Origin of the sequence: Nocardioides hwasunensis (assembly GCF_014779665.1) — a bacterium.
Lineage (GTDB): Bacteria > Actinomycetota > Actinomycetes > Propionibacteriales > Nocardioidaceae > Nocardioides > Nocardioides hwasunensis.
The window spans coordinates 110,466-136,480 of the sequence record NZ_JACXYY010000010.1 but is presented as its reverse complement, the minus strand read 5'-3'; the positions used below and the strand labels follow the sequence as shown (position 1 = coordinate 136,480).

Annotated in this window: 28 protein-coding genes; 27 read left to right on the top strand and 1 reads right to left on the bottom strand. The window is 70.6% G+C overall.

Annotated features, from left to right (window positions below; translation table 11 throughout):
• From IEZ25_RS20790 to IEZ25_RS20755, 8 genes are all read left to right on the top strand, one after another.
• The coding region (locus IEZ25_RS20790) for an ABC transporter substrate-binding protein (RefSeq protein WP_191201390.1) at positions 1 to 552 on the top strand (552 nt) is incomplete at its 5' end.
• Positions 545 to 1,441 (top strand): ABC transporter ATP-binding protein, encoded by an 897-nt coding sequence (locus tag IEZ25_RS20785; protein WP_191201389.1) that lies wholly within the window; start codon positions 545 to 547, stop codon positions 1,439 to 1,441. The genes IEZ25_RS20790 and IEZ25_RS20785, both read left to right, overlap by 8 nt.
• Positions 1,438 to 2,457, top strand: coding sequence for an ABC transporter substrate-binding protein (locus tag IEZ25_RS20780; RefSeq protein WP_191201388.1), 1,020 nt, complete (start codon positions 1,438 to 1,440; stop codon positions 2,455 to 2,457). Before IEZ25_RS20785 ends, IEZ25_RS20780 begins: the two co-directional genes overlap by 4 nt.
• Positions 2,450 to 3,253 carry an ABC transporter permease gene (locus tag IEZ25_RS20775; RefSeq protein WP_191201387.1) on the top strand — a complete coding sequence of 268 codons (804 nt, stop codon included), beginning with the start codon at positions 2,450 to 2,452 and terminating at the stop codon, positions 3,251 to 3,253. Before IEZ25_RS20780 ends, IEZ25_RS20775 begins: the two co-directional genes overlap by 8 nt.
• Complete coding sequence (locus IEZ25_RS20770; protein ID WP_191201386.1) at positions 3,244 to 4,038, top strand: SDR family NAD(P)-dependent oxidoreductase; 795 nt, start codon at positions 3,244 to 3,246, stop codon at positions 4,036 to 4,038. Before IEZ25_RS20775 ends, IEZ25_RS20770 begins: the two co-directional genes overlap by 10 nt.
• Entirely contained in the window at positions 4,035 to 5,297 is a 1,263-nt protein-coding gene (locus IEZ25_RS20765) for a cytochrome P450 (RefSeq protein ID WP_191201385.1), read from the top strand. The genes IEZ25_RS20770 and IEZ25_RS20765 overlap by 4 nt, the downstream gene beginning before the upstream one ends.
• Entirely contained in the window at positions 5,294 to 5,848 is a 555-nt protein-coding gene (locus tag IEZ25_RS20760; protein ID WP_191201384.1) for a nuclear transport factor 2 family protein, read from the top strand. The genes IEZ25_RS20765 and IEZ25_RS20760 overlap by 4 nt, the downstream gene beginning before the upstream one ends.
• Before the next feature lie 99 nt (positions 5,849 to 5,947).
• A complete protein-coding gene (locus IEZ25_RS20755; protein ID WP_191201383.1) occupies positions 5,948 to 6,859 on the top strand; it encodes a BKACE family enzyme in 912 nt (303 codons plus the stop codon).
• A 30-nt stretch (positions 6,860 to 6,889) separates the two neighbouring features.
• Here the strand turns inward: IEZ25_RS20755 and IEZ25_RS20750 are convergent, their stop codons facing one another.
• Positions 6,890 to 7,876 (bottom strand): PDR/VanB family oxidoreductase, encoded by a 987-nt coding sequence (locus tag IEZ25_RS20750; protein ID WP_191201382.1) that lies wholly within the window; start codon positions 7,874 to 7,876, stop codon positions 6,890 to 6,892.
• Between the two features lie 135 nt (positions 7,877 to 8,011).
• Here IEZ25_RS20750 and dctP (IEZ25_RS20745) point away from each other — a divergent pair, with 135 nt between their 5' ends.
• The 19 genes from dctP (IEZ25_RS20745) to IEZ25_RS20655 all read left to right on the top strand — a co-directional run bounded on the left by dctP (IEZ25_RS20745) (position 8,012) and on the right by IEZ25_RS20655 (position 26,000).
• Positions 8,012 to 9,124: a TRAP transporter substrate-binding protein DctP gene (dctP, locus tag IEZ25_RS20745; RefSeq protein ID WP_191201381.1), complete on the top strand. Its 1,113-nt coding sequence runs from the start codon at positions 8,012 to 8,014 to the stop codon at positions 9,122 to 9,124.
• A gap of 20 nt (positions 9,125 to 9,144) precedes the next feature.
• A complete protein-coding gene (locus IEZ25_RS20740) occupies positions 9,145 to 9,717 on the top strand; it encodes a nuclear transport factor 2 family protein (RefSeq protein ID WP_318152376.1) in 573 nt (190 codons plus the stop codon).
• Positions 9,718 to 9,801: 84 nt separating this feature from the next.
• On the top strand, positions 9,802 to 10,902 hold the full coding sequence (gene dctP / locus IEZ25_RS20735) for a TRAP transporter substrate-binding protein DctP (protein WP_191201380.1): 1,101 nt from the start codon (positions 9,802 to 9,804) through the stop codon (positions 10,900 to 10,902).
• A 58-nt stretch (positions 10,903 to 10,960) separates the two neighbouring features.
• A complete protein-coding gene (locus IEZ25_RS20730; protein ID WP_191201379.1) occupies positions 10,961 to 11,740 on the top strand; it encodes an SDR family NAD(P)-dependent oxidoreductase in 780 nt (259 codons plus the stop codon).
• A 67-nt stretch (positions 11,741 to 11,807) separates the two neighbouring features.
• Complete coding sequence (locus IEZ25_RS20725) at positions 11,808 to 12,944, top strand: amidohydrolase family protein (protein WP_191201378.1); 1,137 nt, start codon at positions 11,808 to 11,810, stop codon at positions 12,942 to 12,944.
• Positions 12,945 to 12,953: 9 nt separating this feature from the next.
• Positions 12,954 to 13,343: a Rieske (2Fe-2S) protein gene (locus IEZ25_RS20720; RefSeq protein WP_191201377.1), complete on the top strand. Its 390-nt coding sequence runs from the start codon at positions 12,954 to 12,956 to the stop codon at positions 13,341 to 13,343.
• Between the two features lie 27 nt (positions 13,344 to 13,370).
• Positions 13,371 to 13,718 carry a hypothetical protein gene (locus IEZ25_RS20715; RefSeq protein WP_191201376.1) on the top strand — a complete coding sequence of 116 codons (348 nt, stop codon included), beginning with the start codon at positions 13,371 to 13,373 and terminating at the stop codon, positions 13,716 to 13,718.
• A 45-nt stretch (positions 13,719 to 13,763) separates the two neighbouring features.
• Entirely contained in the window at positions 13,764 to 14,522 is a 759-nt protein-coding gene (locus IEZ25_RS20710) for an SDR family NAD(P)-dependent oxidoreductase (RefSeq protein WP_191201375.1), read from the top strand.
• A 103-nt stretch (positions 14,523 to 14,625) separates the two neighbouring features.
• The gene (locus IEZ25_RS20705) at positions 14,626 to 15,825 is read left to right on the top strand and encodes an acyl-CoA dehydrogenase family protein (RefSeq protein ID WP_191201374.1); all 1,200 of its coding nucleotides are present in this window, start codon (positions 14,626 to 14,628) and stop codon (positions 15,823 to 15,825) included.
• Positions 15,826 to 15,838: 13 nt separating this feature from the next.
• Entirely contained in the window at positions 15,839 to 16,729 is an 891-nt protein-coding gene (locus tag IEZ25_RS20700) for a hypothetical protein (RefSeq protein WP_191201373.1), read from the top strand.
• On the top strand, positions 16,726 to 17,502 hold the full coding sequence (locus tag IEZ25_RS20695) for an enoyl-CoA hydratase-related protein (protein ID WP_191201372.1): 777 nt from the start codon (positions 16,726 to 16,728) through the stop codon (positions 17,500 to 17,502). Before IEZ25_RS20700 ends, IEZ25_RS20695 begins: the two co-directional genes overlap by 4 nt.
• 3 nt (positions 17,503 to 17,505) lie before the next feature.
• Entirely contained in the window at positions 17,506 to 17,916 is a 411-nt protein-coding gene (locus tag IEZ25_RS20690) for a Zn-ribbon domain-containing OB-fold protein (RefSeq protein WP_191201371.1), read from the top strand.
• On the top strand, positions 17,913 to 19,454 hold the full coding sequence (locus IEZ25_RS20685) for a class I adenylate-forming enzyme family protein (RefSeq protein WP_191201370.1): 1,542 nt from the start codon (positions 17,913 to 17,915) through the stop codon (positions 19,452 to 19,454). The genes IEZ25_RS20690 and IEZ25_RS20685 overlap by 4 nt, the downstream gene beginning before the upstream one ends.
• Positions 19,451 to 20,611, top strand: a complete 1,161-nt coding sequence (locus IEZ25_RS20680) for a thiolase family protein (protein ID WP_191201369.1) — start codon at positions 19,451 to 19,453, stop codon at positions 20,609 to 20,611. The genes IEZ25_RS20685 and IEZ25_RS20680 overlap by 4 nt, the downstream gene beginning before the upstream one ends.
• A 77-nt stretch (positions 20,612 to 20,688) precedes the next feature.
• A complete protein-coding gene (locus IEZ25_RS20675) occupies positions 20,689 to 21,579 on the top strand; it encodes a hypothetical protein (protein WP_224749405.1) in 891 nt (296 codons plus the stop codon).
• A complete protein-coding gene (locus IEZ25_RS20670; RefSeq protein WP_191201368.1) occupies positions 21,572 to 22,375 on the top strand; it encodes an enoyl-CoA hydratase/isomerase family protein in 804 nt (267 codons plus the stop codon). The genes IEZ25_RS20675 and IEZ25_RS20670 overlap by 8 nt, the downstream gene beginning before the upstream one ends.
• Complete coding sequence (locus IEZ25_RS20665) at positions 22,375 to 24,030, top strand: AMP-binding protein (RefSeq protein ID WP_224749404.1); 1,656 nt, start codon at positions 22,375 to 22,377, stop codon at positions 24,028 to 24,030. The genes IEZ25_RS20670 and IEZ25_RS20665 overlap by 1 nt, the downstream gene beginning before the upstream one ends.
• A 27-nt stretch (positions 24,031 to 24,057) precedes the next feature.
• Positions 24,058 to 25,191, top strand: coding sequence for an acyl-CoA dehydrogenase family protein (locus IEZ25_RS20660; protein ID WP_191201367.1), 1,134 nt, complete (start codon positions 24,058 to 24,060; stop codon positions 25,189 to 25,191).
• On the top strand, positions 25,188 to 26,000 hold the full coding sequence (locus tag IEZ25_RS20655) for an amidohydrolase family protein (RefSeq protein ID WP_191201366.1): 813 nt from the start codon (positions 25,188 to 25,190) through the stop codon (positions 25,998 to 26,000). Before IEZ25_RS20660 ends, IEZ25_RS20655 begins: the two co-directional genes overlap by 4 nt.
• Positions 26,001 to 26,015: the final 15 nt, after the last annotated feature.

The window sequence follows — 26,015 nt, the reverse complement described above, 5'->3', positions numbered from 1 at the left end:
GGCCAGGAGGCCTACTTCCGCTCGCTGGCCGCCGAGGCCGGCGCCGACATCGATTCGATCAACCTCGTGGCGGTCGGCACGGTGGGCGAGGCGGCAGCGACGCTCTCGTCGGGACGGGTCGACGCGATCTTCGGCTACCCCTTCGTCCAGCAGTCCGAGGTCGCGGCGGGCAACGCCCGAGTGGCCATCGACATCGTGAACTCCGGCGAGCAGCTGCCGTATCACACGGGCTACTTCGCGAGCGCCGAGTGGCTCGACGCGAACGCCGACCTGGCGCGGGGCTTCTGCGAGGCGATCGGCGAGGCAGACACGTTCATGGCGGACCCGGCGAACCTCGACACGGTCGTGTCGTTCCTAGCCGACGACTTCGGCCTCGACCGGGCCGTGGCCGAGCAGTTCGCCGGGCCCGACGGTGTCACGCCGATCTACTCGCCCGACCTCGACTGCACCGCGATCGACCTCAGCGCCGAGCAGGCCGAGACGGCCAAGCTGGTGGATGCCGAGCCGGCGCTCCGTTGCGAGGACATGATCTGGGACGGGATCGATGGCTGACCCGGCCACGGTCCAGCGCGACCGGTCGACAGGCGCGACGAGTGGGCCGCGGTCGGCGCTGCGGGCACGCGACCTGACGTTCGACTACCCACCGAGCCGGCGCGGCACTTCCGTGTGGGACCGGTGGAGGGGCAGGGGCAGGTCCACCGACACCGCCGCGCGACCTGCGGTGCTCCAGGACGTCGACCTGGAGGTCGCCAAGGGTGAGTTCGTCGCTCTGGTGGGGCCGAGCGGGTGCGGCAAGACCACGCTGCTCCACCTCTTCGCCGGCCTTCTCGAGCACGCTCCCGGCACCGTGGCGGTCAACGACCACGCGCCTCGGATGGGGAGCGCCGACACCTCCTACATGTTCGCCCGCGACGCGTTGCTGCCGTGGCGCGACGCCCTCCACAACGTGATGCTCGGCCTGGAGTCGGAGGACCTGCCACGGGCCAGGCTCCGCGAGCGGGCGCTCGACGCGCTGCGCTCGGTCGAGCTCGAGCACCTGGCGGAGAGCCATCCCAACCAGCTCTCCCAGGGGCAGCGACAGCGGGTCGCGCTGGCCCGCACGATGGCCCCGTCGCGCGAGATCCTCCTCATGGACGAGCCTTTCGCAGCGCTCGACGCCCAGACCAAGCTCCGCCTCCAGCACGAGCTCCTCCAGTTCTGGGAGTCCGAGCGTCCAGAGGAGCGCTCGACGGTGCTCTTCGTCACCCACGACCTGCAGGAGGCGCTCCTGCTGGCCGATCGCGTCATCGTCATGCACCCGCACCCGGGCCGGATCGCCTACGACCACGTCGTCGACGTGCCGAGGCCCCGGCACACGCGGCTCGAGGAGATCCTCTTCGACGACGACTTCCGCGACCTGCACCACCAGCTGTTCGACGAGCTCAAGGAGGGCGAGCGATGAACCGCCGCGTCGCCATGTCAGCCCTGTCCGCCGCCGCCACCGCGTTGCTCCTCAGCGCCTGCTCGTCGGGTGGCTCGGACGCCGCGGAGGCCTCCGACGGCACCATCACGGTCGCCAACTTCGCCGGCGCCGGCACCACGCTCCCCGACCAGCTCGCCGCGTCGGAGGGATTCTTCGAGGAGCAGGGGATCACCGCCGACTTCGTGCAGGTGACCTCCGCCGGCACCCAGCTGGCCGGGCTGGTCTCCGGGTCCATCGACGTGCTGCAGTACACCGTCAGCCAGGTGATGGCCGCCCAGCAGCAGGGCCAGGACGTCCGCCTGTTCTGCGGTGGGGTGTCGAAGGCGTGGAACGTCGTGATGGTCAAGGACGACTCGCCGATCGAGACCGTCGACCCGGCGGACTGGCGCGAGGGCTTCAAGGCGCTCGAGGGCACCACCTTCGGGCTCGACAGCCTCGGCGGGGGCCAGGAGGCCTACTTCCGCTCGCTGGCCGCCGAGGCCGGCGCCGACATCGATTCGATCAACCTCGTGGCGGTCGGCACGGTGGGCGAGGCGGCAGCGACGCTCTCGTCGGGACGGGTCGACGCGATCTTCGGCTACCCCTTCGTCCAGCAGTCCGAGGTCGCGGCGGGCAACGCCCGAGTGGCCATCGACATCGTGAACTCCGGCGAGCAGCTGCCGTATCACACGGGCTACTTCGCGAGCGCCGAGTGGCTCGACGCGAACGCCGACCTGGCGCGGGGCTTCTGCGAGGCGATCGGCGAGGCAGACACGTTCATGGCGGACCCGGCGAACCTCGACACGGTCGTGTCGTTCCTAGCCGACGACTTCGGCCTCGACCGGGCCGTGGCCGAGCAGTTCGCCGGGCCCGACGGCGTCACGCCGATCTACTCGCCCGAGCTCGACTGCACCGCGATCGACCTCAGCGCCGAGCAGGCCGAGTCGGCCGACCTCGTCGCAGCCGACCCGGCTGTGCGGTGCGAGGACATGCTGTGGGGCGGCATCGATGGCTGAGCGCACCGTCACTCGCGAGCCTCAAGAGCACCGCCGCAGCCTGCGCGAGCGCGGCTGGTTCGTGCTGCTCAGCCAGATGGGCCTGTTCGTCGTCCTGATGCTGGGCTGGGACGCCCTGGGACGCTTCGAGGTGGTCGACAAGACCCTCATCTCCAGTCCGCTCGACGTCCTCGACCACCTCCGGACGCTCTGGGAGTCGGGCACCCTCGTCTCGCAGGTGGTCGCGACGATGTACGCCGTCGGCCTCTCGCTCCTCATCGGGGTCCCGGCCGGTGGGCTCGCCGGTCTGGTCCTGGGCTCCTCGCGGTTCCTCGACAGGATCGCCGAGCCGTTCCTGGTGCCGCTGAACTCGCTGCCCCGCATCGCACTCGCGCCGCTCTTCATCGTGTGGTTCGGGTTGACCGTCAACGCGAAGGCGGCCGTGGGGGTCACGCTCGTCGTCTTCATCATGCTGTTCAACACCCGCGCCGGGGTGAAGGAGACCAACCGCGACCTGCTCGTGCTGGCCGACTCGCTGGGCATGTCGACGATCGAGCGCTACCGCAAGATCGTGCTCCCCGGCTCGATCCCGGTGGTCGTGGCAGGGATCCGCCTGTCCCTGACCTACGCGCTGCTCGGCGTGATCGCGAGCGAGATGATCGGCTCGCGAGACGGCCTCGGGACCGACATCGTGCGCTACAGCAACACCCTCCAGGTGGGCGGTGTGTTCGCGATCCTGGTCATCCTCGCCGTCATCAGCTTCGTGATGGACCGTCTCCTGGGCATCTTCGAGCGGCGGTCCCTGCGGTGGCAGTGACGCAGGGGGCGGCCCCCGCCGGGCGGCTGGCAGGAGACGTCGTCGTGGTCACCGGAGCAGCTCGCGGGCTCGGGGCGGCCATCGCACGGGCAGCGGCCGAGGCGGGTGCCCACGTGCTGCTCGGCGACCTCGACGGCCCGCGCGCCGACGCCGTGGCCGCGACCCTCGTCGCCGCCGGGCACTCCGCCAGGGGGACCACGCTGGACGTGACCTCGCAGCAGTCCGTCGAGGCGTCGTTGCAGACTGTCCTGGAGTGGCAGGGGCGCGTGACCGGACTGGTCAACAACGCCGGCCGGCTCATCGAGGCCGACGTCGTCTCCCTCACCGAGGAGCAGTGGGACGCCGTGCTCGACGTCAACCTCAAGGGCGCCTGGCGCACGACCCGGGCCTACGTCCCGGCGATGATCGAGACCGGCGGCGGCTCGATCGTCAACATCTCCTCGTTGGAGGGCCTGTTCGCCCGGCCCGCCCACGTCGCCTACGCGGTCAGCAAGGCGGGGCTGCTCAACCTGACCCGGGCGACCGCGGTCGACTTCGGTCGCAGCGGCATCCGGTGCAACGCGATCTGCCCCGGGAGCATCGAGACCGAGATGCTCACCCAGCACCTCGAGGCGACCGGTGACGCCGACGCCGCGGCGAGCGACCTGATCGGTCGCAACCGCACAGGTCGTCTGGGCCGACCCGAGGAGGTTGGCGCGACGGCGCTCTTCCTGCTCAGCGGCGAGGCGGGCTTCATGAACGGCAGCCACGTCGTGGTCGACGGTGCTCGGGGCGCGACCACGTGAGCGCCGACGACGCCCGGGATCTCGCTCGTGAGCTCGCGCGGGTCGCAGCCGACGATCCCTCGGTGGACCGGGCGGCGGTCTTCGGCCGACTGCGCGCGGAGGCGCCGGCGTTCTACAGCGCCCAGCTCGACGCGTGGGTGGTCAGCCGGCACGCCGACGTGCGGGCCGTGCTTCGTGACTCGCAGGGCTTCCGCGCCGTGACCGACGGCCCTGGCGCACCGCCGTACGGGCGGACGTTCCTGCACATGGAAGGTCGCGAGCACGCGCAGAAGGTCGGCATCGTCGCTCGCCGCATCCGCAGCCAGAACGCGCTGCGCGACGGCCTCGACGACCGGGTCCTCAGCATCGCTCGGCGCACGGTCTCCGACCTCCGGCACGGCGAGGTCGTCGACCTGCGACGTGAGCTCGCCATGTGGGTCCCGCTGCTCGCGATCACCGAGCTCACCGACCTCGGCCACGGCGAGGAGTTCGAGCAGTGGTACCGCGCGGTCGGTTCGGGAGGCGTCGCCAGCGTCAACGACCCGGGGGCACGCACGCGGGCACTGACGGCACGCGACGAGCTCGAGGCGTTCCTCGCTCCCTACGTGGCCGAGCGGCGGCTCCGTCCCGGCGACGACCTCGTGTCCGCGCTCGCCACAGCGGAGTACGAGGACCAGCCGCTCGGGCTGGCCGAGATCGCCTCGAGCGTGGTCTTCCTGCTCGCAGCCGGAGTGGAGACGACCGAGCGAGTCCTCGCGAGCCTGCTGCGACATCTCGCGCTCACCCCCGACGCCTGGTCCGGGCTGCGGGACCGTCGCGACGACGAGGACGCCGTCATCGCGCTGGCCGCGGAGGCGCTGCGCTTCTTCCCGCCCGTGAACGGACTGATGCGGCGGACCGTCACCGACGTGACGATCGCCGGGACCACCGTGCCCGGGGATCAGCGGGTGTGCCTGCTGCTGGCATCGGCCAACCGCGACCCGGAGGTCTTCGAGGACCCCGAGGCCTTCCGGCCCGACCGCTTCGTCGGGCGCGGCAGTGCCCAGTTCACCGCGGCGGGCCAGATCCTGCCCTTCGGTGCCGGGAGCCACTACTGCGTCGGGGCCCGCCTGGCGCAGGTCGAGATGGTCCATGCCCTGCGCGAGCTGAGCGCGCAGGTCGCCCGGATCGAACCCGCAGGGGAGCTGCCACCCGATGAAGGATTCATGCTGCGCTGCCCACCGTCCGTGCCGGTCGTGCTGCACCGGGACGACCAGCAGGGCGAGGAGGTCGTCGCATGAGTGACCTCGAGACGCGGTTGCGTCGCCTGGAGGACCGCGCGGAGATCCAGGAGCTCCTGGCCCGCTATGCCAATGCGTGCGACGACCGCGACATGCCGGCGCTCGCCGAGTGCTTCTCGGTGGACTTCGAGTTCGACTCCGCCGCCGGGCACGTCATCGGCCGGGATGCGGCGATGGACTACTACCACCAGCGTCTCGGCATGTACGGGATCACGTTCCACGTCCCTCACACACTGGTGCTCGAGGAGCTCGACGACGACTCCGCGCGCGGCGTCGTCACCTCGCACGCGGAGATGGAGATCGAGCACGAGCTGTTCGTCACCGCGTTCCGCTACCACGACCACTTCGTGCGCGAGGACGGTCGCTGGCGCTTCCGCGTCCGGGGCGTCCGCGCGTTCTACGCGATGCCGCTGCACGAGCTCGACGGGCCGCTCGACGCCCTCCGGCTGCGCTGGCCGGGCACGGAGCCGAAGGCGGCCGCGCTCCCCGAGCCGCTGCCGACGTGGGACGACTTCCAGCGTGCCGTGAAGGAGCGCCGAGCGGACCGCTAGCGACGCACGCCCCACGACCACCGTCCGTCAGTCATGCCTGCCACACACACGTCCGCGCGGCCTGCCCGCGGACCGAATCCCAGAGAGGTGCACCCCACCATGGAGTCTCCAGTCGTCGTCGAGGTCGCGATCAACGGAGGCACGTTCCCCGACCGCAACCCGAACGTGCCGCTGACCCCCGAGCACATCCAGTCGGACGTCTTCGGACTCCTGGATGCCGGGGCATCGATGATCCACACCCACACCTACGACATCAACCTCCAGGGCCAGGCCGCGGCCGACGCCTATCTCGAGGCGTGGCGCCCGATCCTCGAGGAGCGCCCGGACACCGTCTGGTACCCGACGCTGTCGGTCGACCAGTCGGTGGGCGCCAAGGGCGAGTCGGTCGAGGGCCGCTTCGCGCACTACCCGATCATCGCCGCCGAGGTGCCGATGCCCATCGGCATCGTCGATCCCGGCTCGGTGAACCTGGGCTACCCGGACGAGGACGGCCTGCCCACCGGCTTCAGCTACGTCAACACGTTCGACGACATCAAGTACGCCTTCAACCTGTGCGACGAGCACCGCTTCGGACCGTCCCTGGCCATCTACGAGCCGACGTTCCTCCAGACGGTGCTGACCTACCACCGTGCGGGGCGCCTGCCGCAGGGGTCGATGGTCAAGTTCTACTTCGGCGACGAGTGGGGGATGTTCGCCAAGGGCTCGGGCGTCAGCTTCGGGCTGCCGCCGAACGCATCGTCGCTGGAGGCCTACCTCGACATGCTCGACGGCGTCGACCTGCCGTGGTCGGTGTCGGTCTGGGGCGGCGACCTGCTCAAGTGGCCCGTTGCACGGATGGCGCTGGAGCGCGGGGGCCACCTGCACATCGGCATCGAGGACCACTTCGACCCCGAGCGAACCCCCACCAACCTCGAGCTCTTCGAGGAGACCAAGGCGCTCTGCGACGAGGTGGGACGGCCCATCGCCACGGGCGACCAGACGCGGAAGATCCTCGACCTGCCCGGCACCTGAGTGGCGCGGACGGCCGCTGCCCGAGCGATCTCAGAGATCGAGCACGAGCCGTCGTGTGCGCGACCGCCCGACGCAGATCATCATCGTGTCGTTGGCGTCCTGCTCCGAGGGGGTGAGGACGGTGTCGCGGTGCTCCGGGATCCCCTCGAGCACGGGGGTCTCGCACGTGCCGCAGTAGCCGTCCTCGCACGAGGACATGACGTCCGGCAGTCGATCGCGCACCGCCTCGAGGATGGTCGTGTCAGGACCGACCTCCACCTCGATGCCGCTGGCGGCCAGCTCGACGACGAACGTGTCGTCGCCGACTCTGACGCCGCCGGCCACGGGGCCGGGGGCCGGGTCGTCGGTGGTGGGCGTCGCGGCCGTGAAGCGCTCGATCCGCAGCTCGCCCGCACCCGATTCCGCCACGGCGACGGCGGCGGCGTCGAGAAGACCGGGGGGACCGCAGCAGTAGACGACCGTCCCGGGACTCGCGTCGGAGAGGATCGCGGCCAGGTCGAGGTCGCCGTCGGTGTCGTGCGGCGCGACCGAGACGCGCTCGGGGTCGAGCGAGCGCACCTCGTCGACGTACGCCATGCTCGCCGCCGACCGTCCGCCGTAGTGCAGGCGCCAGGCACGGCCCGTCGCCATCAGGTGCTGGGCCATCGCCTTGATGGGGGTGATGCCGATGCCTCCGGCGATGAGCACGTAGTCGTCGGCGTCATCGACGAGCTGGAAGTGGTTGCGTGGACCGCGGATCCGGAGCTCGGTCCCGACCGCGGCCGAGACGTGCAGGCCGCGGGAGCCACCGCGTCCCAGGGGCTCGTCGAGGACCGCGATGGTGTAGTCGGAGGCACGGTCCCCGCACAGCGAGTACTGCCGGATCCCGGCTGCAGTCTCCACCTCGATGTGGGCACCGGGCTCCCAGTCGGCGAGAGCGGCCCCGACCGGGTCGGCCAGACGAAGCTCCAGGACGCCGTCGGCGACCCGGGCGGCTCCGACGACGTGCACCGCGCGCCACTCGTCCGAGTTCTGCATGACCGTCTCCTCTCCCCGTCCGGCGTCGCGACCCGGAGCTGTGACCCTTGACACAGACCAACGATACCGCATTATCATCATCATGATTATCACGCCCTGTTGCCCGACACGGGCGTCCACGAAGGAGACCGACACATGGCACCTCGGACGACGAACCGGCGCAGCGCTCGCATGGCTGCCTCGGCATGCGCGCTGGCGCTCTCAGCCACCCTCGCCGCTTGTGGCGGCGGCGGTGACGGCGCCGAGGCAGGCGGTGACCGGACGCTGAGCTTCGGCTACCACACGGGCGAGATGACGCCCATCGGGCAGGTCTGGGCATGGTGGATGGACGAGGTCGAGTCGAGGACGGACGGCTCCATCACCTTCGACCCCTACTGGGACGGCACCCTCGTCAAGGGGCCCGACATCGTCGAGAGCCTCACGGACGGTCGCGTCGACGTCTCCCAGGTCATGCCGACGCTCTACACCACCACCTTCCCGGTCACGAGCGTGCACGAGCTGCCGTTCCAGAGCTCCAACTCGCCGGCCGTGTCGGCGGCGATGGCGGAGCTGGCCTCGGACGAGGACGGTGCGGTCGCCCAGGAGTTCGAGGCCAAGGGTCTCCACCCGCTCGCTTGGGCGATCGGGGGTTCGAGTGCCCTCGGGACGAAGGACGCGATCGAGTCGGTCGACGACCTCGACGGCGTCCGCATCCGCGGCAACGACCGCAGCTCGAAGGTGATGGGAGCCGCGGGGGCCAACATCATCAACATGGAGCTGGCCGACGTCTACGGCTCCCTCGACCGTGGCCTCATCGACGGGGTCTACGGAGTGCCCTTCGGGTTCGTGGGGCCGCTGAAGTACGCCGAGGTCGTCAAGAACTTCACCGACACCGGCATGGGGGTCGCCAGTGCCAACGCGCTCACCATGAGCCAGGAGCTGTGGGACTCGCTCAGCGATGAGCAGCGCGACGCCATCGCGGAGGTCAACGCCGAGGTGCCGGGCAAGATCGCGGAGTTCGACGCACAGTTCGACGCGCAGTCCTGCGAAGCCGTCAAGGAGGCCGGCGCCGAGCTGCACGTGCTCGACGAGGCCGAGGTCGAGCGGCTTCGCGACGCCGGTTACGACACCGTGCTCGCGGAGTGGAAGGAGGCGGCCGGCAGCGATGCCGATGCCGTCCTCGCGGACTACCAGGCCGCGGTGGCCGCGGCCGAGGGCGACTACCCGGACTACGAGACCGGCGTCGCCTCCTGCTTCGCCTCGCAGTGAGCGGGAAGGGGAGGTCGATCGTGCCGGACGCCACGACGGAGTCGCGCCTCGCGCGCCTGGAGAGTCGCCTGGAGATCCAGGAGCTGGCAGTCCTGTACGGCTTCTACGTCGACGAGCGAGACCTCGACGGCCTGCGAGAGCTCTTCTGCGAGGACGGGTCGATGAGCTCCGAGGACGGCACGTACGCCGCCCGTGGGGTCGAGAGCGTCATCGCGACCTACGAGCGTCGCTTCGAGTCGCTCGGAGCGAGCAACCACTTCACGCACGGGCATGTCGTCCGCCTCGATCCCGACGACCCGGACCGTGCGGTCGGTCTCGTCGCGGCGCACGCTGAGGTGCACAGCTTCGGCACCCCGATGCAGGTCGCGCTGCGCTACAAGGACGTGTACCGCCGCACCGGCGGACGGTGGCGGTTCCTGGACCGCTGCCTGAGCTTCATGTACTACCTGCCGATGGCCGACCTCGCCACCACGTTCGGCCGGCGCGACACCGTTCGCATGACCGACGACAGGAGCCCGGCCGACTGGCCCGAGGCGCTCTTCTCCAGCCAGGGCAACAGCTTCCTGAGGACGTACGACCGACACGACCGTTGAGCCACGTCGCGCCGGCCTCGACGGCCGGTGCGACCACGTCGAGCGTCCGCCTCGGGTTCGACGACGACCACGAAGGAGACCCCGATGTCCGTCACCCGATCTCGCGCCCTGTCCATCGTCTCGGTCGCCCTGGGCGCCACGCTGCTGGCGTCCTGCGGAGGGGGCGGCGGGGGCGATGAGGGCTCGCGCACGCTGATGTTCGCCTACGTCACGTCCGAGAGCAGCCCGCACGGCCAGGCGTTGTCGTGGTGGCTCGACGAGGTCGAGGCGCGCACGGGCGGGGAGGTGACCTTCGAGCGCTACTGGGACGCCACCCTGCTCAAGCCCGAGGAGATGGTCAACGGGCTCGGGGACGGCAGGGTCGACATCGCCCAGATCCAGCCGACGTCCTACGGCGCCAACGAGTTCGTGGCCACGAACGTCGCCGAGGTGCCGTTCATCTCCTCGAACTTCCCCGCCGTCAGCGCCGCGCTGGCGACGATGGTCGAGGCGCCGGACAGCGCGATCAGGAAAGAATGGAACGGCAAGGGGATCGAACCGCTCTCGTGGCAGATCACCGCGGGCGGCACGCTCTCCACGACCGAACCCGTCGACGGGGTCGATGACCTCGCGGGGCTGCGGCTTCGCTCGATCGGTCGCCCGGCCGAGGTCCTGGCGGCCGCCGAGGCCAGCCCGATCCAGCTGGCGGCGGGCGACATCTACGGCTCCATCGATCGAGGCCTGATCGACGGCGTCTTCGGGGTGCCCTTCAGCTTCGCGGAGTCGCTGAAGTTCCCCGAGGTGGCCTCGCACTACACGGCCACCGGCACCGGTGTGTCGACGGCCAACGCACTGGCGATGAGCGTGGACGGGTGGGAGTCCCTCACCGAGGAGCAGCGCATGGTCATGCTCGAGGTCAGCGCCGAGATGCCCGCGAAGCAGGCCGAGATCGAGCCCACCTTCAACGACGCCTCCTGCGCGGCCATCCAGGAGTCGGGTGGCACCACGTCGGTCTTCTCCGACGAGGAGATGGCCGAGCTCGCCGACCTCGCGGGCGGCGACATCGAGGCCGGTTGGGTCGCCGACGCCGAGAAGGCAGGTGTCGACGGGAAGGCACTGATCGCCGAGTACCGCGAGGCCGTCGGTGTCGCCGAGGAGCAGTTCCCCGACTTCGAGCTGCCCGAGGCTGCCTGCGCCGCAGGTTGATCGTCGCGGGCGCCGGGACACCTCGGAGTCCGTCCACCATCCATCGAGAGGGAGCCTCATGAGCACACAGGAGCTGGCCGGCAAGGTCGCACTCGTCACCGGGGCCGGATCGGGGCTGGGACGGAGCATCGCCGAGCGCCTCGCGCGCGGCGGCGCGGCGGTCGCGTGCTGCGACCTGTCCGAGGACTCGGCGCGGGAGACGAGCGAGCTCATCACGTCCGCCGGCGGCCGATCGGTGGCGCTGGCCTTCGACGTCACCGACGAGGCGGCGACGGACGCAGCGGTCGACGTCGCCGCCGATCGTCTGGGTGGGCTCGACGCGGTGGTCGCCAATGCCGGGATAGCGGGCGAGGGTGCCGCTCGTGGGCTCGAGCTCGCGTCGTGGGAGCGGATCATCGCGGTCCACCTCACGGGTACCTTCCTCACCACCCGGGCTGCCCTGCGGCACCTGGTGGAGCGCCCGGGAGGGAGCATCGTCATGCAGGCGAGTGCGGCAGGCCTCGTGGGACTTCCCAACACGCCCGCCTACTCGGCCGCCAAGAGCGGCATCATCGGTCTGGCCCGCCAGGTGGCCCGGGACTACGCCCACCTCGGGATCCGGATCAACGCGATCGCGCCCGGCACGGTCCTCACACCGTTGGTGCAGCAGGCCTACGACGAGCGGTTCGGCGCCGATGTCGAAGCCGGCCTCGAGGCACGGGCCGCGAGCATCCCGCTGGGCATGGGGCGGCCCGACGACATCGCGGCCGCGGCCGCCTTCCTGGTCTCCGACGAGGCCCGGTGGATCACGGGCACGGTCATGCCGGTCGACGGAGGGCTCAGCCAGCTGCGTCCGTGACCTGCGGCTTGATCCATATTAACCATGCGCATAGTATTGACTGAAACATCGGAGGAAGGGATTCACCATGACCGCCACCGAGACCGAGCGCCCCACGGGTGCTCGCGGGATCACGGGCATCATCGACAGCGACGTCCACCCGAACTTCAAGGACGGGCTGCGCGACCTCAAGCCCTACATGACCGAGGCCTGGCAGCGAAAGCTCGGCATCGGTGGTGAGGCCTCGTGGGCCAGTCGCTTCGCGGCCGCCCAGTACGTCCTGCCCCTCGACTACCTCTACATCAACTCCGCAGGCGCCTATCGCGAGGACGCCGTGCACGACGGCGAGGCGCCGGCGACGGACGCGGTCTTCTCGGCACGACAGCTCTTCGACGGGCACGGCATCGACAAGGGCATCCTGATCGCCGGTCAGCTGTTCGGCATCGGCGCCTTCCCCGATCCCGACGTGGCCGCCACGGTCGCGTCGGCCTACAACGACTGGATGTGCGAGCAGTGGCTCGCAGTCGACCCGCGCTTCCGCGGTGCGCTGGCCGTCGCCCCTCAGGACCCCAGCCTGGCGGTGAAGGAGATCGAGCGCGTCCAGGGACGCCCGGGCATCACGTCGATCTTCCTCCCCCTCCACACGATCCTCCACGGTGATCGGCACTACTACCCGATCTACGAGGCCGCGCAGAGGCACGGCCTGCCGATCATGGTGCACCCCAGCGGCACGGAGAACGTGTTCGCCCAGGCTCCTCGGATGGCTGGCACGCCGACCTACTACATCGAGTGGCACACGGCCCTCGCGCAGATCCACCAGTCCAACCTGCTGAGCCTGGTCTGCCACGGCGTCTTCGAGAGGTTCCCCGACCTGATGTACGTCATCTGCGAGGGGGGCTTCGCCTGGGCGGCCGAGATCATGTGGAAGCTCGACCGCGACCACAAGGGCCTCGGCGACGAGGTCCCGTGGCTCAAGAAGGCGCCAAGCTCCTACATCCGCAGCAACGTCCGCTTCACGACGCAGCCGATGATCGAGCCGCACCGACGCGAGCACCTCGCGACCCTGCTCGAGATGGTCTACGCGGACGAGACCCTGATCTTCAGCAGCGACTACCCGCACTGGGACTTCGACGACCCGAAGCTCGCGCTCGCCGGCATCGACCGGGGGTTGCTGCAGAAGATCTGCCACGACAACCCGGCCAAGCTCTACGGCGACCGGCTCTGAGGGCGGGCGATGACCATCGATCGCGCCCAGCGACGCGGGACGAGGCGCGTCCTGTCCACGCTCGAGGAGCTGCCGCCCGGGACGAACACCGAGGTGACTGTCGAGGGGCGGTCGTACGCGCTGATCAACGACCAGGGTCGCCTGCACCTGGTGCGCAACGTCTGCCCCCACCACGGGGCACCGCTCTGCTTCGGAAGGGTCCAGGGCTACATGCTGCCCTCCGAGCCGCACACCTACGACTACAGCGGTGACGACGCAGACCATCGCGTGGTCATCTGCCCGTGGCACGGCTACAAGTTCCGTCTGACCGACGGCCGTGCGGTCAGCGATCCCGACAGGATGCGGGTCCGCTCCTACGAGGTGCTGGTGGAGGGCGACGACGTCGTCGCCTACCTCTAGGGCGCGTGGGGAGTGCACGAGTGGGACGTGGCGACGGTGACCGCGGAGTTCGAGGTCGACCGGCGCGAGCAGGCGGTCGAGATCGCCGAGGAGCTCTTCGGCCACCGCGAGGTGCTCACGGTGCGTGTCGGTGGTCCCGGTGAGCGCTCGGTCTACCGCGTCGATGTGCCCCGTGAGGACGACGCCGCGCGGGGGTTGGCCTCTCGCCCGGCGGAGCGCGCCGCCGACCGGCTCGGTGTCACGGTGCGGTTCGTCCGCATCGGCATCACCGCCGACGGCCTGGGAGACCCCGAGGGGGAGCCGCCCGTCGCCGTGGACCTGCTGCCCTGGGCGGGTCGTCGTACCGGCACGGGGCGAGGGACCCGGGCACGATGAGCCACGAGCTGCGGAGACGACCATGAAGACGACGAGAGGACACGCATGAGCACGGAGTCGCTGTTCGACCTGACGGGTCGCGTCATCGTGGTGACGGGCGGAAGCCGCGGCCTCGGGCGCGCGATGGTGCAGGCCTTCGCCGAGGCCGGCGCCTCCGTGGTGGTCGCCAGCAGGGACGCGGCATCCTGCGTGGACGTGGCCCGCGACGTCGCGGACGCGACCGGGGCGCGGACGCTGGGGCTCGGGCTCCACGTGGGCGACTGGGACGCGCTCGAGCCGTTCGTGGACGAGGTGGAGCGCGAGCTCGGTCCCGTCGACGTCCTGGTCAACAACGCGGGGATGTCTCCTGTCTACGACTCGGCGGGCGACATCACCGAGGCGCTGTTCGACAAGGTCGTCGACGTCAACCTCAAGGGGCCGTTCCGGCTCGCGGTGCTCGTCGGTGGGCGGATGGCCGCCCGGTCCGGCGGGTCGATCATCAACATCACGAGCATGGGGGCCGTCCGCCCGCGGCCGCACATCCTCCCGTACGCGGCCGCCAAGGCCGGTCTCAACGCCTTGACCACCGGGCTGGCGCACACCTACGGACCCGCCGTGCGGGTGAACGCGATCATGGCCGGCACGTTCCTCACCGACATCAGCAAGGCGTGGGACGCCGAGGTGTTCGCGGAGCGCAGCCGGACCTTCGCCCTCGGTCGTGGAGGCGCGCCCGAGGAGATCGTCGGAACGGCCCTCTACCTGGCCTCCGACGCGTCGAGCTACACCACCGGCGCGGTCATCGCCGTGGACGGTGGGCAGCCGTGACGGATGCGACCAACGGGAGCCGACCGGGAGGCAGGAAGTTGACAGCCTCCATCTGCAGTAATCATAATCATGATTATGAACGACATGGATCGAGGTGGGGCCAGTGAGCGCCACCCTTGACGAGCGCCGCGCCTTCTTGTCGATGGCGGCGGACTTCATGCGGACGAAGGTCGCCCACCGCGTCGCCGACTACGACCGCGACGAGAGCATCCCGCGCGACATCCTCGACTCGATGGCCGACCTCGGGTTCTTCGGCGGGGTGCTGCCGCCCGAGATGGGTGGACTCGGCCTCGACTTCGTGACGTTCGCCGAGCTGATCGAGGAGGTCTCCAAGACCTGCCACATCCTCGGCACCTTCGTCTCCATGCCGTCGGGACTGGTGGGCTCTGCCATCGAGTCGTTCGGCACGGACGAGCAGAAGAAGCAGTGGCTGCAGCCGTTGGCCGAGGGCAGGATGTTCGGTGGCGCCGGCGTGACCGAGCCGCGGTCGGGGAGCGACGTGGCCGGCATGACGACGACCTACGTCCGCGACGGGGACGAGTTCGTCATCAACGGCTCGAAGGCATGGATATCCAACCTCGACGTGGCCGACTTCATCGTCACGTTCGCCACGGTCGACCGGACCCTGCGCCACCGCGGCGTCTCGGCCTTCATCATCCCGCGCGACACGCCGGGCATGACGTTCCACCCCTACAAGGACAAGCTCGGGTTCCGCCCGATCACGACCGGCGAGATCTCACTGGTCGACGTGCGGGTCGGGCAGGAGGCCCTCCTCGGCGAGGAGGGCGACGGCTTCCCGGCAGCGATGACCGCGGTCGAGCGTGGCCGCCTCGGAGTGGCCGCGCGCTCGGTCGGGGTGGCACAGGCCTGCCTCGACGACACGGTGGCCTACGCCCGGGACCGTGAGGTCTTCGGCCGCAACATCGCCGAGTTCCAGATCGTCCAGTCCAAGATCACCGACATGGTCGTCGGCATCGAGACCGCCCGCCTCCTGGTGCGCGAGACCGCCCGGGCGATGGACGAGGGACGCCGCGCCCGCCAGCTGACCAGCATGGCCAAGATGTACGCCAGCGACGTGGCGCAGCGATGTGCCACCGACGCGATGCAGGTCTTCGGGGCGGCGGGTGTCTCCCCGGAGTACCGGGTCGGCCGCTTCTACCGTGACGCCAAGATCCTCCAGATCGTCGAGGGCAGCAACGACGTGCACCGCGCGCTCATCGGTGAGATGCAGCTCGGTCTCCGGTCCACCGGCGAGAAGTCGTCCGCGGACCTCCAGCAGGGGCACGCCCCCGTGGCCACCTGATCGAGGAGCGTCGATGCCCACGTTCGAGCACGACCACGAGCGCACCCTGCTCCAGCGTGAGCGGGAGTCGCGCCAGGACGTCGTGGAGGAGAAGGACGGCCGGCGCATCGTGGTGCTCGACTCCGCCCGCTGGGTCGACGAGACCAACACCGGCCGCGACGTCGTGGTCGCCGCGTCGTACGTCGGCGTGCTGCCCGCGCGGATGATGGCGGTCCACCGCCCGCGCGGGGTGATCGGCCACGACGCCTGCGTCGGCGCCGACGCAGCCGGCATCGCCGGCCTCTGGTACCTCGAGGCCCTCGGCATCCCGGCCGCCACGGCGGCGGGCATGACCGCCGAGCTCGGAAACGGACCCGACCTCTTCGCGTCGGGTGAGATCTCCTACCTCAACTTCCCCGCCGAGCGGGTCGGTGTCGAGATCGGGATGCCGGTCGCCGAGGCCGCGCGCCTGCTGCGTGACGTCGAGGCGCTCGACGTCGAGGTCGGCAACAAGATCCGCCGTGAGGTCGTCGAGGAGCACTCGTCGGGGCGGCAGGTGGTCGTCACCGACTCGATCGTGTGGGCCTACCCGGAGGACGCCGGCCGCAGCGTGCTGGTGACGGCCGGCCACACAGGTCGCTCCGGCGCGAAGTTCCTCGTCGAGGCCGACCCGTGGGGCTTCATCTGCCACGACGGCGGCCGGTCCAAGAACGACTCGGGCACCAGTGGCCTCGCCACCGCGCAGGAGCACGGCCTCCCGGGCGCCTGCATCGATGGCAGGACAGCGCCGATCGGCGACGCCTTCCGCGGCTATGCCGTCGGGTCGATCAGCGTGTGCAACGACCTCGCGGCCGCCCTCGGCGTCCGTGCGGGGATGCGTGTCAGCGAGGCCGCCACGCTGCTGCTCGGGGAGCGGCCGACATGAGCGCGCAGGGAGAGCTGCACGTCGAGTCCCGCGAGGGCTACGTCGTGCTGCGCCTGGACCACCCGACGGCACGCAACGCGCTGACCGACGACCTGCTGGACGACCTGGCGGACGCCGCGGAAGCCGCCGACGTCGACCCCGACGTCCGCGCGATCGTGGTGGCTGGTTCCGACAAGGTGTTCGCGTCCGGGGCCGACCTCCGGTCCCTCGTCACCCGCACGGCGATGGACGCCTTCGACGGCAGCCGCACGCGCAACTGGGCGGTCCTGCGCGGCCTGCGCACGCCCACCGTCGCGGCGGTCTCCGGCTTCTGCCTCGGTGGTGGTGCCGAGCTGGCGATGATGTGCGACGTCGTGGTCGCCGCCCCGACGCTGCGGTTGGGACTGCCCGAGACCATGCTGGGGCTGCTGCCCGGCGCCGGTGGCACCCAGATGCTCCCGCGCGCCGTCGGCAAGGCCGTGGCCATGGACCTGGTCCTCACCGGACGGTTGCTCGACGCCGACGAGGCCCTCGCGATGGGCGTGGTCTCGCGGATCGCACCCGTCGACGGGTGGCTGGAGCTCGCCGAGGAGCTGGCGGCGACGATCGCCTCGCGTTCCTCGGTCGCCCAGCGCCTGGCCAAGCAGGCCGTCCGGACCGCCTTCGAGAGCGGTCTGACCGCCGGCGTCGAGGCCGAGCGCACGCTCTTCTCGACCGCCTTCGGCTCGCAGGACGCGGCCGAGGGGATCGACGCGTTCCTGTCCAAGCGCACGCCCGAGTGGAAGCACGCCTGAGTCGTGCGCCCCCTGCCGCAGCCCAGCGAGCTGACCCGCCCGTTCTGGGACGGTGCTGTCGCGCACCGGCTCCTCCACCCCCGGTGCGACGCGTGCGGCGGGGCCTTCTTCCCGCCCCACGCGGTGTGTCCGGCCTGCCGGGCCGCTGCGTGGTCCTGGCAGGAGAGCGCCGGTCGCGGCACGGTCCACAGCAGCACCGTCGTGCACCGGGCGCCGCAGGAGGGCTTCGCCACCCCCTACGTCCTCGCCGTCGTCGACCTCGACGAGGGTTTCGAGCTGATGACCAACGTCGTCGGCGCAGGCGCTCTCGACGTCACCACCGGCCGACGCGTCCGAGTGGCGTGGCAGCAGGTCGGCGACTCCGTCCTCCCGGTCTTCGAGGCCGATCCCGAACAGGAGGATGCGTCCGCGTGAATCTCGGTCACGCCGTCGCGCGGCACGCGATCCAGCGCCCGGACGCCGTCGCCTACTTCGGTGACGGTCCCGACATCTCCTACCGCGAGCTCGACGAGCGCACCAACCGGCTGGCCCACGTCCTCACCGACGACCTCGGAGTCCGGCGCGGTGACCGGGTGGCCCTCTACGTCCCCAACGGCGTCACCGTGGTGGAGACGATCGTCGCCTGCGCCAAGGTCGGCGCGGTCTACGTCGGCCTCAACTTCAGGCTCGACCGGCGCGAGCTCGGTCAGGTGCTCGACAACGCCCGACCCGTCGTGATGATCGGCAGCACGGCGTTCGAGGAGCTGCTGCTCACCGTGTGTCGCGAGCGCTCGATCACCTACCTCTCGGCCGACGGCGCCGGCCCGGAGTCGTACGACGTCCGCTGCGCCGCCGCTCCCGGCGACCCGCACCCGGCGCGCCACGGCGTCCGTCCCGAGGACGAGTCCTGCATCGTCTACAGCAGCGGCACCACCGGCGTTCCCAAGGGGATCCTCTTCGACCACGCCGCGGTGCTGCAGCACGCGACGGTCACCGCGCTGGAGTACGACATCGACGAGGACAGTCGCTACCTGGTGCAGCTGCCGCACAGCTCGAGCGTGAACATCACGCTCGCGCCGTGCCTGCTGCGGGGTGCCGCCGTCGGGATGGAGGACAGCCGCGGGTTCGATCCGGTCCGCTTCGCCGACAGCGTCGAGCGGCACCGGGCGACGCACTCGTTCCTGGTCCCGACGATGCTCTACCGGCTGCTCGAGCAGGTGCGTGACGACGGGCAGCTCGACTCGCTCGTGGTCCTCGCCTACGGCTCGTCGTCGATCCCACCCGACCGCGTGCGCCAGCTGGTGAGCCGGTTCGGCGCGAAGTTCATCCAGCTCTACGGCATGGCGGAGATCGCCTCGGTCGGCACGCTGCTGCGACGTGACGACCACGCGCGCGCACTGTCGGGCCAGACCGAGCTGTTCGCCTCGGCCGGCCGCGCGTCGATGGGGGTCGTCGTGCGGGTGGTCGACCCCACCACCGGTGAGGACGTCGCCACGGGGGAGCGCGGCGAGGTCGTCTTCTCCGGTCCGCACGTGATGACCGGCTACTACCGCGACGAGGAGCGCACCGCCGAGGCCCTCGTCGACGGCGTCATGCACTCCGGCGACGTCGGTCGCCTCGACGAGCGCGGCTACCTCTACATCGTCGACCGCATCAAGGACCTGGTCATCCGTGGGGGCCACAACATCGCACCCAAGGAGGTCGAGGAGGTCCTCTTCAACCACCCCGCGGTGCTCGAGGTCGCGGTCGTCGGCCTGCCCGACGCCGAGTGGGGCGAGTCTCTCTGCGCGGCCGTCGTGCTGCGGGAGGGAGCCGGTGCCGACGCTGAGGAGCTCGAGCGCTGGTGCCGCGACCAGGGGTTGTCCTCCATCAAGGTCCCGAGCCGGTTCGAGCTCAGGTCGGAGCTGCCCAAGAACCTGGTCGGCAAGTTCGACAAGGCCGCGATCCGCGCGCAGGTCGGTGGAGGCGCGTGAGCAGCTTCCCGAAGGTCGCGGTGGCCGGCGTCGGCGTGACCCGGCAGGCCCGTCGCCTCGAGGGTCAGGACACCCTGCAGGCCTGCCTCGAGGCGGCCAGGCTGGCCCTGGACGACGCCGGCATGACCTTCGACGACGTCGACGGCATCGCCGGTCGGTGGCCAGGTCCGGGTGGCACCGTGTTCCACCCCGGCTCGCTCGACTGGGGCAGCATGCTGGGCCTGCCGCTGCGGTGGATCTCCGACACCTACCCCCAAGGCATCCCGGCTGCGCTCGAGGCCGCTGCCGCCATCGAGGCAGGTCTGTGCAGCAGCGTCCTGGTGCTCGGCGGGCAGGCCGGAGAGCTCGGCGAGGGCGCCGTTGCCCCCTACACGCGCCCGGACAACGAGTTCGTCGCGACCTGGGGCGCCTTCACGGCCGCCCAGTTCGCCCTGGTCGCGCATCGCTACCTCCACACCTACGGCGTCGCCTGGGAGCGGGTGTCCCGGGTGGCGGTGACGATCCGCAACCACGGTCACGCCAACTCGGAGGCGGTGATGTTCGGCCGCGGCCCCTACGCGATCGACGACGTCATGTCCGCGCCGCGCATCGCCGAGCCGTTCGGTCGACTCGACCTCTGCCTGGCCAACGAGGGCGCCGCCGCGATGGTCATCACCTCCGAGAGCAGGGCGCGTGACACCGGGCGACCTGTGGTCCGCATCGTCGGCGGCGGGTGCGAGTGGCACCGCCAGCAGTACGTCCAGCCTGCCCGCTACGAGGATGTCGGCATGATCGGTCAGGACGCCGCGCGTCGGGCCTACGAGGCTTCCGGACTCACCCACGACGACCTCGACGTCCTCCAGCTGTACGACGTCAACTCGTTCGAGGTGGTCCGCCAGCTGGAGGTCCTCGGCTTCTGCGGGCAGGGGGAGGGTGCCGACTTCCTGGACGACGTCGACATCTCCCTCGGCGGCACGCTCCCGGTCAACACCGACGGTGGCCTGATGTCGCACAGCCACATCGGCTGGGGCGCCCCCACGCTCCGGATCGTCGAGGCGGTGCGCCAGCTGCGTGGAGAGGCGGGCACGCGTCAGGTGCCCGGAGCACGCACGGCGATGGCCGGCGGTGCGGGCTCAGGCGCGCAGTACTACAACCTGCTGCTCCTGCAGCGCGGATAATTCTTGACTATCATTATCCCTTTCCATAGAGTGCGGACCGTCACGTCCGACGAGACGAGCGGTGAAAGGGTGGTGGCATGAGGGGCGAGGAGCGCAACAGCGCGGGACAGCGCATCGTGCTCGACCTCGGTGACGCGCACGTCGTGGCCGTCGACTCCGCCTACGACGTGCACGAGGTCAACCGGGGACGCGACGTCGTCGTCAACGCGTCCTACTCGGGCGTGCTGCCGGCTCGCTTCCTGGCGGACAAGGCCCCGGCCGGATCGATCGGCCTCGACTGCGGCATCGGTCCGCAGGGTGCCTCGATAGCCGGCCTCTGGTACCTCGAGGCGCGCGACCTGCCGGCGGCGACGGTCGACGTCTCGGGCGTGGTGCTCGGCGACGGGGTCGACGTCTGGACCCACGGTCGCATCTCCTTCCTCAACCAGCCCGCGCGCGACCTCGGTGTGCGCGAGGGGCAGGCGGTGGAGGAGGCGGCGCGGGCCATGCTGAGCGGCGCGGTGGTCGCGCCCTCCTCGGCATCCGAGGTCACCAACCGTCGCACCATGATCGAGCACCCGTCGGGGCGCGCCGTGGTGTGCACCGACTCGATCGCCTTCGGCCTCCCCGAGGACCGGGCCACCAACGTCCTGGTCACCGCTGGTCACACGGGCCGGAGCGCGGTGCCGTACCTCGAGAAGTTCATGCCGCACGCCTTCATCTGCTCCGACGGCGGCATGGGTCGCGAGCGGTCGGGCGTGGCAGCGCTGCCCGTGCTCGGCGCGCAGAACGTCCCCGGCGCGGCGGTCGACGCGCGCACGGCCCGCATGGGTGACGCGCTCAGCAGCTGGGACACAGGCGTCATCAGTGCCGTCAACGACCTCGCCCGAGAGGCCGGGGTGACCGAGGGAATGTCGTGCCGCGAGGCAGCCCAGCTGCTGGTGTCGTGGAGCAACGAGTCACGAGAAGAGGAGCCGCACCATGGCTGACCGGACCGACGAGCAGGCTCGCGAGGACGTGCGCGTGTACGAGCGCGCGGGCGCGACGTGGATCCAGATCAACCGTCCCGATCGCAAGAACGCCTACGACCCCGAGATGTGCACGGCCATGGTCGCCGCCATCAAGGCGGCCTCGGCGACGGACACCACGGCCATCGTGATCACCGGCGCGGAGGACTCCTTCTGCGCGGGTGGCTTCCTGGGCAACCTGGCCGACCCGGACGTGCACGAGCTGCGGTCGATGTTCCACGGCAGCCTCGAGCTGTTCGAGCAGATCCGGACCGCCCCGCAGCCGGTCATCGCCGCGGTCAACGGCGTCGCCGCGGGTGGTGGCAACGAGCTCGTCGTCGCCTGCGACCTGGCCATCGCGGTCGAGTCGGCCTGGCTCGGCCAGACCGGCGTCAAGGTCGGCAGCGCGCCCGTGCTCGGCGGCACCAACCTGCTCGCGATCAACATCGGCGAGAAGCGGGCCAAGGAGGTCGCGTTCCTGTGCCGCAGGTATCCCGCGCGCGAGGCGCTGGAGCTCGGCTGGCTCAACGAGGTCGTCGCCGACGGTGAGCTGGAGGCGGCCGTCGACTCGATGGTCGCCGAGCTGGCCCGGATGAGCCCGCGCTACCTCGAGATCGCGAAGATCTCCTCCAACGTCTGGTGGAACGCCACCCGCGACGCGTACGCCAGCGGGCTGGGGATGCTGGTCCAGGCGATCGGCTCCAAGGACATGCGCGAAGGGGCGGCGGCCTTCATGGAGAAGCGCCGCCCCGACTTCACCACCAGGAGCGACATCTGATGGTGCAGACCTACCGGGACCACCGCGCGACCGATGCGGACCAGTCCGAGTGGACCCTGCCCCGCGTGCTGCGGACTCGCGCGTCGCGCCTGCCCGACAAGGTCTACCTCGACGCACCGACGTGGGGCGTGCGGCTGACCTACGCCCAGACCCTCGACGCCGCCGAGCGCATCGGGGCCGGCCTCCTGCAGCGCGGCCACCAGCCGGGCGACCGGCTGCTGATCATGATGCCCAACTGCCCGGACTACCTCCTCGCGTGGTTCGGCTCCTCGTTGGCGGGCATCGCCGAGGTGCCGATCAACACCGCGTACCGCGGCTCCTTCCTGGAGCACCAGGTCCGTACGGCGTCCCCGACAGCCGCGGTCATCACACCCGAGTTCGCCGAGCGGTTCGTCGAGAGTGCGGCCGAGTGCGGTGCCATCCGCCGCTTCTACCTCGTCGGTTCGCTCGACGAGGTCGCCGGCGCGATCGCCGTCCTCGAGCAGGCCGGCTTCGCGGCCGAGCCCTTCGAGGCGCTCCGGGCGACCGAGGACCTCGTCGAGCTGCCGACCGCCGACTACCGCGAGCTGGCCGGGATCTTCTTCACCTCGGGCACCACCGGGTTGTCCAAGGGCGTCGCGATGTCCCACTCCCAGCTCTACTTCTTCGCCGACCAGGGGGCCTCCCTCGTCCGGCTGACCGAGGACGACGTCTACCTCTCGGTGGGGCCGCTCTTCCACGGCAACGCGCAGTTCCTGGCGGCGTACCCCGCCCTCATCAAGGGTTCGCGGTTCGTGCTGCACGAGAAGTTCAGCGCCACCCGGTGGACGTCGTGGATCCGCGACAGCGGTGCCACGGTGACCAACCTCGTCGGCGTCATGTCGGACTTCCTCTGGAAGCAGCCGGTCGGTGCGAACGACGGCGACAACGTGCTGCGCTGCGTGTGGGCCGTGCCGAACCCGTCGCGGATCGCCGACGAGTTCAAGGCGCGCTTCGGCATCGCCGAGCTCGTCGAGAACTTCGGACTGACCGAGGTCTCGATGCCCATCCTGACGCCCTACGGTGTCCCGCGCCCGCCGGGTGCGGCCGGCCTCGAGGTGTCGGACTGGTTCGAGGTGCGGCTGGTGGATCCGTTCACCGACGTGGAGGTCCCGGTGGGCGAGGTCGGGGAGCTCGTCGTGCGGCCCAAGGTGCCGTGGACGATCTGCAGCGGCTACTACAACATGCCTGAGAAGTCGTTCGAGGCGCTGCGCAACGGCTGGTTCCACACCGGCGACGGCCTGCGCAAGGACGAGGACGGCTGGTACTACTTCGTCGACCGGCTCAAGGACGCGATCCGCCGGCGCGGCGAGAACATCAGCTCCTACGAGGTGGAGCAGGCGATCCTGGGCCACCCCGACGTCGCCGAGTGCGCGGTGATCGCGGTGCCCGCGGACGGCATGGGCGCAGAGGACGAGGTGATGGCCGTCGTCGTCGCGGCCGAGGGTGCCGCGGTCGTCGTGGAGGACCTGTGGTCGTTCTGCGACCAGCGGATCCCCGCGTTCGCCGTGCCGCGCTTCCTGAAGGTCGTCGACCGGCTGCCGGTCACCCCGTCCGGGAAGCTCCAGAAGGCGCCCCTGCGCGAGGCCGGCCGCGACGGCTCCGTCGACCGCACCGCGCTCCAGCCGACCACATGACCACACCTGTGACCCAGGAGGACTGACATGGACTTCTCGTTCTCCCCCGAGGAGCTGAAGATCCGCGAACGCGCGGCCGAGGTGGCGCGCCAGGTGAGGCCATACGCCCACCAGTGGGACGAGCAGAACCGACTCACCGACGAGCTGCGTGCCATCATGCGTGACAGCGGGCTGGCCCGCCTCATGGTGCCGGCCGCGTACGGCGGCGAGACCGAGCGGCTCGATCCGCTCGCGATCTCGCTGGTCCGCGAGCAGCTGATGTCGGCCAGCTCGGCCGCCGACGCGCTCTTCGCGCTGCAAGGCATCGGCAGCAACGCGATCACCACCGTCGGCACTGAGGCGCAGAAGGCCGAGTGGCTCCCGCGCATCGCCAGCATGCAGGCGCTGTCGGCGGTCGCGCTCACCGAGCCGCAGACCGGTAGCGACCTGCGCAGCATCACCACGACGATGACGCGCGACGGTGACGGCTACGTCATCAACGGCGCCAAGTCCTTCATCTCCAACGCGCCCTACGCCGACGTCTACGCCGTCCTCGTCCGCGAGGACGACGCGCTCTCGCTGGTGCTGGTGCCGAAGGCCACTCCGGGCGTCAGCTTCGGCGAGACGCCCGACCTGGTCGCGCCGCACGTGATCGGCGAGGTGTTCTTCGACGGCGTGCGGGTCACCGACGCCGACCGGCTCGGCGAGCCCGGCAAGGGGCTCGAGGCCGCGCTCGGCACGCTGGCGATCTTCCGCGTCTCCGTCGGCGCCGCTGCCGTCGGGCTCGCCGAGGGCGCCCTCGCACTCGCGGTGAGGCACACGCAGGAGCGCCAGAACAAGGGCAAGCCACTGGCGCGCGTGCCCGCCGTCGGGGCGCTGCTCGCCGACGCGAAGATCGACCTCGAGCAGGCCCGCTGGGTCACCTACTACGCCGCGTGGTCGGCACGGCAGGACCCGCTGAAGGCGATCTCGCTGACCTCGCTGGCGAAGGTCGCTGCGACGGAGGCGGCCGACCGGGTGACCGACCGCTGCGTGCAGGCGATGGGTCGCTTCGGCCTCATCGCCGGCTCCGACATCGAGAGGTACGCCCGTGAGGCGCGCCCCATGCGGATCTATGAGGGCGCCAACGAGGTGCTCCGGCTGACCATCGCGCGCGACCTGCCGGGGGAGTACCTCCCGTGATCATCGACGCCCACACCCACGTCTGGCCCGACAAAGTCGCGCACCGCGCGCTGTCCGGCAACGGCACGGGCTTCGACCACGTCGGCGACGGCACCCTCGCGGGACTTCGCGCGAGCATGGCCGCGTCGGGTGTCGACCGGTCGATCGTGCTGGGCGTGGCCAACACCGCCGATGCGGTCGAGAAGGTCTGCCGCTTCAGCGCCTCCGTCGCGGCGGCGGACGTGGTGCCGCTCGGCGCCGTCCACGTCGACCTGTCCGTCGAGGACAACCTGAGGCACCTGCGCGAGCACCGACTCGTCGGCATCAAGGTGCACCCTCTCTACCAGGGGTTCGGCCTCGACGACCCGCGCCTCGTGGAGCGGATGGACGCCCTCGACCCCGGGATGCTCGCAGTGGTGCACGTCGGCACCGGCGGCGACGGAAAGCCCGTTGCAGGGAGCACCCCTGCACTGCTGCGCGACCTCGCTCGGGCGGTGCCGCACGTCCACGTGATCGCCTGCCACTTCGGTGGCTACCACCACCTCGACGACGCGTTCGACGTCATCTGCGGATCGGGCATCCTCGTCGACACCTCGTGGCCGCCGACCCTGGGACGTGTGGACCCAGACCGGGTGCGCGACTTCGTGCGCCGCCACGGCGCGGACAAGGTGGTCTTCGCCTCGGACTGGCCCACGGCCGACCCCGCCCGCGAGATCGAGGTCATGCACGACCTCGGCCTCGGGACGGACGAGACCGAGCGCGTGCTCGGCCTGAACATGCACGAGCTGCTGGCACCGGTCGAGGCGCGCGTCTCCGCGCAGCCCGGCTGATCGTCGTCCGCACAC

Bases quoted from the DNA above. Each gene is read 5' to 3' on its own strand.
- IEZ25_RS20755 (WP_191201383.1), top strand. From the start codon at position 5,948: ATGGAGTCTCCAGTCGTCGTCGAGGTCGCGATCAACGGAGGCACGTTC.
- IEZ25_RS20725 (WP_191201378.1), top strand. From the start codon at position 11,808: ATGACCGCCACCGAGACCGAGCGCCCCACGGGTGCTCGCGGGATCACG.
- IEZ25_RS20760 (WP_191201384.1), top strand. From the start codon at position 5,294: ATGAGTGACCTCGAGACGCGGTTGCGTCGCCTGGAGGACCGCGCGGAG.
- IEZ25_RS20775 (WP_191201387.1), top strand. From the start codon at position 2,450: ATGGCTGAGCGCACCGTCACTCGCGAGCCTCAAGAGCACCGCCGCAGC.
- IEZ25_RS20780 (WP_191201388.1), top strand. From the start codon at position 1,438: ATGAACCGCCGCGTCGCCATGTCAGCCCTGTCCGCCGCCGCCACCGCG.
- IEZ25_RS20675 (WP_224749405.1), top strand. From the start codon at position 20,689: ATGAGGGGCGAGGAGCGCAACAGCGCGGGACAGCGCATCGTGCTCGAC.
- IEZ25_RS20700 (WP_191201373.1), top strand. From the start codon at position 15,839: ATGCCCACGTTCGAGCACGACCACGAGCGCACCCTGCTCCAGCGTGAG.
- IEZ25_RS20695 (WP_191201372.1), top strand. From the start codon at position 16,726: ATGAGCGCGCAGGGAGAGCTGCACGTCGAGTCCCGCGAGGGCTACGTC.
- IEZ25_RS20720 (WP_191201377.1), top strand. From the start codon at position 12,954: ATGACCATCGATCGCGCCCAGCGACGCGGGACGAGGCGCGTCCTGTCC.
- IEZ25_RS20670 (WP_191201368.1), top strand. From the start codon at position 21,572: ATGGCTGACCGGACCGACGAGCAGGCTCGCGAGGACGTGCGCGTGTAC.
- IEZ25_RS20665 (WP_224749404.1), top strand. From the start codon at position 22,375: ATGGTGCAGACCTACCGGGACCACCGCGCGACCGATGCGGACCAGTCC.
- dctP (WP_191201381.1), top strand. From the start codon at position 8,012: ATGGCACCTCGGACGACGAACCGGCGCAGCGCTCGCATGGCTGCCTCG.
- IEZ25_RS20750 (WP_191201382.1), bottom strand. From the start codon at position 7,876: ATGCAGAACTCGGACGAGTGGCGCGCGGTGCACGTCGTCGGAGCCGCC.
- IEZ25_RS20710 (WP_191201375.1), top strand. From the start codon at position 13,764: ATGAGCACGGAGTCGCTGTTCGACCTGACGGGTCGCGTCATCGTGGTG.
- IEZ25_RS20730 (WP_191201379.1), top strand. From the start codon at position 10,961: ATGAGCACACAGGAGCTGGCCGGCAAGGTCGCACTCGTCACCGGGGCC.
- IEZ25_RS20785 (WP_191201389.1), top strand. From the start codon at position 545: ATGGCTGACCCGGCCACGGTCCAGCGCGACCGGTCGACAGGCGCGACG.
- dctP (WP_191201380.1), top strand. From the start codon at position 9,802: ATGTCCGTCACCCGATCTCGCGCCCTGTCCATCGTCTCGGTCGCCCTG.
- IEZ25_RS20660 (WP_191201367.1), top strand. From the start codon at position 24,058: ATGGACTTCTCGTTCTCCCCCGAGGAGCTGAAGATCCGCGAACGCGCG.